This is a genomic window from Bacillus multifaciens, assembly GCF_030756675.1.
Taxonomy (GTDB): domain Bacteria; phylum Bacillota; class Bacilli; order Bacillales; family Bacillaceae_G; genus Bacillus_A; species Bacillus_A multifaciens.
The window spans coordinates 65,621-73,453 of sequence record NZ_JAVBXD010000025.1 but is presented as its reverse complement, the minus strand read 5'-3'; the positions used below and the strand labels follow the sequence as shown (position 1 = coordinate 73,453).

The 7,833-nt window shown below is 37.9% G+C and carries 6 protein-coding genes and 1 pseudogene; all 7 read right to left on the bottom strand.

What is annotated here, in order from left to right:
- A pseudogene (locus Q9306_RS16010) lies at positions 1–141 on the bottom strand (transposase); the annotation flags it as partial.
- A gap of 18 nt (positions 142–159) precedes the next feature.
- Positions 160–777, bottom strand: a complete 618-nt coding sequence (locus tag Q9306_RS16005) for an IS607 family transposase (RefSeq protein ID WP_306200274.1) — start codon at positions 775–777, stop codon at positions 160–162.
- Positions 778–1,068: 291 nt separating this feature from the next.
- The gene (locus Q9306_RS16000) at positions 1,069–2,787 is read right to left on the bottom strand and encodes an NAD-dependent malic enzyme (RefSeq protein WP_306200271.1); all 1,719 of its coding nucleotides are present in this window, start codon (positions 2,785–2,787) and stop codon (positions 1,069–1,071) included.
- A gap of 230 nt (positions 2,788–3,017) precedes the next feature.
- On the bottom strand, positions 3,018–3,986 hold the full coding sequence (locus Q9306_RS15995; RefSeq protein ID WP_306200269.1) for a 2-keto-3-deoxygluconate permease: 969 nt from the start codon (positions 3,984–3,986) through the stop codon (positions 3,018–3,020).
- 187 nt (positions 3,987–4,173) lie between these two features.
- Positions 4,174–4,881, bottom strand: a complete 708-nt coding sequence (locus Q9306_RS15990; RefSeq protein WP_306200267.1) for a response regulator — start codon at positions 4,879–4,881, stop codon at positions 4,174–4,176.
- Positions 4,878–6,479, bottom strand: a complete 1,602-nt coding sequence (gene dcuS / locus Q9306_RS15985) for a DcuS/MalK family sensor histidine kinase (protein WP_306200265.1) — start codon at positions 6,477–6,479, stop codon at positions 4,878–4,880. The genes Q9306_RS15990 and dcuS overlap by 4 nt, the downstream gene beginning before the upstream one ends.
- 582 nt (positions 6,480–7,061) lie before the next feature.
- The gene (locus tag Q9306_RS15980; protein ID WP_306200263.1) at positions 7,062–7,667 is read right to left on the bottom strand and encodes an SAM-dependent methyltransferase; all 606 of its coding nucleotides are present in this window, start codon (positions 7,665–7,667) and stop codon (positions 7,062–7,064) included.
- Positions 7,668–7,833: the final 166 nt, after the last annotated feature.

Here is a 7,833-nt window from a genome sequence, read left to right as displayed (position 1 = left end):
CAATTCTTTATCGTGATGTCCTTCTGTTAAACGATTAAAACTATAACGTTTGGCACTTTCGAATGTACGAATCAAATCAAGAAGTTGTTCCCTTTGTTCTATTGTGATGGTTTTGATTTTACAAGAACGTGTTGTTTTCATCTATTACTCTCCTTTCGTTCATGCATTTTCAATCTCTTTACTTACTTTTTTCCCTCCACGTTCCCCATAAATACGAGCTGAAAAAGAAGTCGTAATCGCAATCAAATCTTCTACAAGTTCTTGTTCATCGTTTCGTTCTCTTTCTTCGACGATTTCTATTTTACCATTATAATTTTTTATAAATTTTTCTAAATATTGATAACCAAAACGCGCCAAACGATCTTTATATTCAACAATGATTATACTGTTTGGATGTTTTTTGATTTCTTCTAATAAACGATTTAATTCTCTTCTGTTTTCATTCACACCACTCGCAATTTCTTTGTAAATGTGTTGTAATGTGTACCCTTTTGAAATTGCGTATTCTGTTAATCGAGTAATTTGACGATCTAAATTTCCGTTTTCCGCTTGTTTTTTTGTGGAAACACGAGCATAGATAAAAACTTGTTTGTTTACTAATTTTTCTTTATTTGTTTGAATACCTAAAAAGGCGTCAATTGCATCTATATCATATAATCGATGTCCACTGGGAGTGATGATTGTTTCTAATGATCCTTTGTTAGACCAAGAACGTACCGTTTGTTTGTCTACACCTAACAATTCCGCCGCTTCTTTAATTTTTATCATTCTTCCCATAAAAAACAACTCCCTTTTTGTTATAGGGTATAACAAAAAGAGGGGTGTATGTGATGGTTTTTATTATCTTTTATAACTTTTTATAAATTTTTTTGAAACTGTCGGAACCTCCCCGAATTCCTTTTTCGCTTCATTCGCGTTCCAAGACTCAGCAATAAACCGTATATATGGAAGATTTCCAAAAAAAAGATTTACCCATTTGATCTAGTTGATTACAAAAAATGCCTGTCACTGCCTGGAATACCGAAAGTTCGATCAATTACCAGGAGGACAGGCATTTTATTTAACTATTTAATATGCATAAGAATTAATCTTTGTCCAAGTACCTACACTCTTAATTTCTTTATACTCAGGTTTCCACATAGCATCTTCAATAGCATTCTCAACATCTTGAATATCTACTCTTGCAATTCCTTCGTGTATTGCAGCATGGGCTACTTCAATGGCTACGTATTTTGAGACTTCATGAAGCTTTTCAATGGATGGCAGCAGAGATGCGCCTGATGTGCTGGTATCTGACATTTTGGCAACTGCATTTGCTGCTGCTGCGAACATTCCTTTTGAGATGATTTCAGCTTTTGCAACAATTGCTCCAAGTCCAAGCCCTGGGAATACAAATGCGTTGTTTGACTGCCCGATTTCATAGGTAACACCTTTGTATTTTACATCAGCAAAGGGGCTGCCAGTCGCAATTAACGCCTTGCCATCTGTCCATTTGATTAGGTTTTCTGGCACTGCTTCAGCCAGCGCAGTCGGGTTGGACATTGGCATGATGATTGGACGTTCAACGTGCTTGGCCATCTCTTTTATAATATCCTCAGTGAACGCGCCGGCTTGGCCGGAAGTACCAATCAGGATGGTTGGCTTCACCCTTTGAACTACTTCCATTAATGAAATGATTCCTTCCTCATTCTTATCCCAGTCCTTAACTTCATCCACCTGTCTTGTATAAGGCTTCTGGAAGTTCAGAACATCTGGTGTTTCATCTGTTAGTAGACCCCGATAGTCAACAGCCCAGAAACGATCATAGGCTTCTTCTATAGTCAATCCTTCTAGAACCATGGCATCTGCCATTTGGTCTGCGTTACCAATGCCGGCAGCACCTGGTCCAAAGACAACAATGCGCTGGTCCTTCAGGGATTCTCCTGTTACTTTCAAAGCAGACATAATAGCAGCAAGAGTAACAGCACCCGTTCCCTGGATGTCATCGTTGAAGGTAAGGATTTTGTCACCGCATTTGTCCAAGATTTTTCGCGCATTGACGTTGCCAAGGTCCTCCCAGTGAATGAGAACCTCTGGAAAGAACTTTCTTGCAGTCTGAATGAATAAATCAATGAATTGATCATAACGCTCACCGCGGACACGTGCGAATTTGTTGCCGATATACATAGGGTCTGCAATCAAATCCTGATTGTTCGTGCCAACATCCAACACGACTGGCAGAACACGGCTCGGATCAATCCCAGCTGCAGCCGTGTACACGGCAAGTTTACCAATCGCAATATTAATACCGCCTATCCCTTGGTCCCCAATACCAAGAATGCTTTCAGAGTCGGTAACGACGATTAAATCAATACCATTTTTTGGCTTTCCTAGATTATAAAATACCTTTTCAATGCCCTCAGGATTATCAATGGAAAGGTATAAGCCACCTGGGCGACGGTAGCTATGGGAGTATGACTGGATTGCATCACCGACAGTAGGAGTGTAGATGATAGGGAGCATTTCTGCCAGGTGTTCTTTCAAAAGACGGTAAAACAAGACAACATTGCGGTTATATAAATCATAAAGCAACCCGTTTTTGAACAGATTCGTCGTCTGCATCGAATATTGTTCATAGATCCTATTAACTTGTTCATCAAGAGTGAGTACTTGTGGAGGTAACAGACCTTCAAGTCCAAGGTCTTCCCTTTCCTCTTTCGTAAAAGCTGTTCCTTTATTCAAAAAAGGATTGGAGAGAACTTCTTTTCCTTTTATTGTAGTAATAATAACATTCTCAGGTACATTCATGGTGTTTCCTTCCTTCCTTCTATTTTAAAATAGCTATTCCGACAATACCGCAACCATGTTAATAAAATTTTCCTTATCCCACTAGTTTTTTTAACTTAATGACCTCTTTTTGTAACTAAACAAAGTAGACAGTGAAACCGCTGACTGCTTTATCTTTGTTTCATTTTCAAATTGGCTTAAAAGCTTCAGCAGCATGATGAATAGGATAACAGTAGATTTTTCCTTTATTGTCATGCTGCCCCTACAATTGATTTTTCAGCTTTTTTCTTTTCGGACCTTTTATATGCATAACTAACAATAATCGGACAGACTATTGCAGATATTACACATGCTGCTGCAACTTGTGCAGTAGCTCCTGGTGCTATTGAAGCTAAGGTTGGATCTGCTGCTGCAACAACAGCTGGTGTAGCTACAGCATTTCCTGCAGTTGACCCTGTTGCTAAACCAACGATAGGATTTTCTTTAAATAACTTCAAAAGTAAGTAAGCTCCAATTCCAGTGAATGCAGCTATTAATCCTAGTAATATGCCAGGACCTCCCGCTTTTATAATAGTTGAAAGATTCATTCCTGCACCTAATGGGAATGAGAAGAATGGAATTAATAATAATTTACTGCTTCCAAGGAACTTTCTCATATCAGAATCAATATTTCCTAAAATCATTCCTATTACTATTGGAACTAATACTCCTATAAGTGTTTGAAAAGGAATTGTGGCAAGGCCAGATGCACCTAATGCAACTAATGTGAAAAATGGACCATCTTTTAAAGAAAATACAGCATATGCGCCTACATCAGTTTCGTCACCATACGATGAAGCAAGAGATGCATATAATCCACCATTAGCATTTAATAACGCTGCAAGGATGGCTAATGGTGATAATCCTAGTACTCCGGCAGGCCCAAAAACCATTGCTACAGTTATACCTATACCAGCACCTATTATAAATTTTCCTGTTAATAATATTGCACCTTTTTTTATTGCCTTTGGTGCTAATTTGAAATTAATTTGTGAACCAATTAAAAACATAAAACATGCCAAAATAGTAGATGATGCTTCTTTACTGAATAATGCCGTTGTAAAACCCCCAATTTTTAAAAATTGCGGAAAAAATGTATTCGTTAATACTCCTAAAAAAAGTGGAACAACCATCATACCACCTGGAATTTTATCAAGCGTTTTCTTAATTGGAATTTGCATTTTAACCCTCCTAAAGTAGTTTTTATAATCTCGAAAGGGATCTGTTTTCTTGCATCTTGTACTATGTTTTAATCTCCCTTTGTTTTGTTACATGTTTATCATATTCGGAAGGAAAGCGTTTTCATAGTTTATGAAAGTTTAATAATCCTTTTTATAAATAAAAAAAGTAAGCAGTTTCAAAAACTGCTTACAAAAAGTTTTTTATTAGGTGTTCCTTATATTGGTTATATTCATGCTGATACACAGGCCGTCCGATTGTTCCATAGATGACTTTGACTTCAAGTATTCCTAAGTCCTTTAGGAAGTTAAGATACTTTCTTGCTGAAACCTTTGAAATGCCTACAACATTAGCTACTTCATCAGTGGAAAAAGGCCCCCGCTTCAACTCTTGAACCGCATCCCATATCTGCTTTAAGGTATCCTTGGTTAATCCCTTTGGGAGTTCCTCTGCGATTACGGCTTCTTCTCTGTGCAAAAGTAAGTGATCGAGCTCCTGCTGACTTACCGAATCCTGTTTATCAATTAACCGAGTTTGCTCAAGGTAGGCAGCAAGTGCAGCGTTAAACCGCTCAAACTCGAAAGGCTTAATTAAATAGTCGACAACACCATACCTTAATGCCCTCCTAATTCGTTCAAGATCTGAGGCCGCTGAAATAATGATGACATCACTTTCAAGATCATTTTTCCGAAGGTACGATAACAGCTCCAGGCCCTGTTTTCCCGGCATAAAAATATCCAGAAGAATGAGCTGAATATCATTCTTTTCTAAAAGTTGGATGGCTTCAGCAACTGAATTTACTATTGCAACTAAACGGAACCCGTCAATTTTAGAAAGGTACTGCTTATTGATTTTCGCTACCATTGGGTCATCTTCAACAATCATTACATTAATCATTTCCACACATCCTCTGCTTTATAAGGTATATATACAGCAAAATTCGTTCCCTTTCCAGGCTTGGACGAAATAATCATGTCCCCCTCCAGTCTTTCAATTGCCTGCGCCAACAGGTATAATCCGAACCCACGGTGAGTTCCTTTCGTTGAAAAGCCTTTATTCAATATTTTGTTTTGGAGTGAATTCGTCATTCCCACTCCTGTGTCTTTAACCTCTATTGTTAAAATATCCTCTGCGTAATCCAGTATAAGGTCGACTTTTTTGTTTGGACTGTCTGCAATTGCCTCCATTGCGTTATCGACAAGATTTCCAATTATCGTTATTAAATCATGTGTAATTTCCGAGTTGGCAGGCTTGGGAAGTGTATTCGCACTATCAAATGAAAGTAAGGCCCCTGATTCTCTTGCAAAGCTTAGCTTGCCAATCAGAAACCCGGCAAGAACCGGATCTTGGACTTTTTTCGTTACAAAGCCCACTTCCGTTTCACGGTGGTTAACGACTTCACTTACATAGTTAGCAAGTGTATCGTATTGTTCAGTACGAACTAGACCAAGAATAACATGAAGTTTATTCATGAATTCATGAGTCTGAGCACGAAGAGCTTCCGCATAATTGCGTACACCTGTCAGCTGTTCAGCCAAAACTTGAACCTCGGTTTTATCACGGAATGTTGCGATTGCTCCCACCGGCTGATTTTGCACAATCACTGGTACCCTGTTTACTAGAATGGTAACCCCATGCAGGTTCTGTTCTTGGTCGAGCTCTGTCTCACCCGATTTGATAATGCGACTTAACCGGGTCTCTGGCAAATAATCTGCAATGTTCTTCCCTATAGGATTCTCTCCAAGTCCGGCTTTTTTAAAAAGCTTACTGGCTGCCCTGTTTACAAGTGTGATATTCCCTTCTTGGTCGATGGCTACGATTCCCTCACGCACAGACTGAAGCATGGAACTACGTTCTTCAAGCAGCTTAGCAATAGCGATCGGCTCGAGTCCTAAAAGGATTTTTTTGATGTATCTTGCTAGGCACACTGCACCGATTACACCTATTAGGATTCCGATTAACGTCCCTATAACGATCCCCTGTCGCCCTTTCTGTACTGCCTTTGTAACGTCCTCTAAAGTAATTCCTACAGCAACCGCACCCACTTGTTTTCCCTGTGAATTTTTTATTGGAGTAAATGCCCGCATGGATTGACCGAGAGTCCCCTTTGAAATGGACACATACTCCTTTCCTTTAAGAACTGGTCCTTCATCTTCTCCCATGAAGGGCTTTCCAACCAATTCGGGGTCCGGATGGGATTGACGGATTCCTTTCATGTCCATAACAACCACGAAGTTGACATTGATCTTTTCTCTAATTTGATTACTAAAAACTTGGACATTTTTCTTGTTTGCTTTCCCTTCAAGGGCTTCAATCACTTGCGGACTAAGGGCTACCATCTTTGCAACATTGAGGGCCTTTTCTTTCTCTGTTTCTTCCACACTGGAAGTAATTCTTTTGCTTATTATTAAATCAGTTATTCCAAGTGATAATACGACGACAATGCAAACAAATATAATAATAATGGCTTGTAAACTAGGTTTGCCCTTCTTCATAATCTCCTCCAGGTATTATCAAAATTATAGTATGTATAAAACTTATCCCAAAAATGACAAAAGGCCGCTAAGCTCATAAAAAAGCTGTAAGCAGCCTTTATCATTAATCATCGAATTAGCAAAATGGCACCTGCCATAATTAAGGTGAGAACCATTGCATTTTTTAAAATTGATAGTTGAACATCCTCCGCCCCCAATAAACCCCCAGTAATAACATAGTAGGTGTGAAATTCAAAGATGTCGCCCCCGAATACACTTTCACTTCATAAAAAGAAATTTATCCAATTATATTGTAGTACTTGAAAATGGCAGGACACTTTTTGTAATTAAAAAAAGTGTTTGAGCAGGGGAATAAAACAGGTTTTCAAAAGCAAAGAATAGCTTGGCAGTTTTTTTCATTTTACCTCCTTAATTTCAAAAAATATTATGACCTGAAAGTTATTGTCTATTCCATTTTATTTAAAAAAAAAGAAAAAAAATGCTACACTCCTCCTCAAATAGTAAAAAAGACAATATCCCTAAACCGGAAGGATATTGCCATCATAGGTATGATATATATTTAACTTTATTACAAACTAACTACTACCCCAACCGATACACCAAAAACCTCTCATTCAAATTCCGCTCATACAATCCCGGCAATATAACTTCCTCTTTCAATTCAAACGAGGTTTGATTATCTAAAAAATAAATATAATCTTCTGATGGATAATATAAAATCAGCTCTACTTCCCGTTCTACTTGTTCTACTGAAAACAATATATTATTGATAACATTCATAAACACTTGCACCGAAAACGGATTAAAGAAGTAAAATTTATTATCCAGCGGATCAATCTCATATTCCTGCGCTAAGCAACATTGAAAGTGGATTTTATCTCTACCTTTTTTCTCCTTCTTTATATAGCGATCTCGGTTTTCCATCGCTTCTTTATAAAACGTCTCGTTCATTTCTATCCCTACAACCGACGCATGATAGAAATGATGAATATAGAAATTTAATCGTCCTTTCCCGCATCCAAAATCGACAACTCGGTCACTGCTTTTCAAGCCATATTCAGCAAATAATGTTTCAAGTGCGTGATATGGTGTTGGTTCATAACGGTGATAATGCAAAGACTTGTAGAACTCTTTTTGCTCTCCTACTGTTTTTATATGTAACACTGCATCGTAATATTGTTCATTCATGTATTCATCCTACTCTCTATGAAAAGAACCTGGATATAATCCAGACTTTTTTCGATTTTCCGTTTTTTTTATTTTCTACGGAAATTTTCTACTGCCATGCAATCTAATTTTAGCATATATATAAGAGTTCCAAACCTGCACCATATGAAAAAGCTCCCCTAAAAAG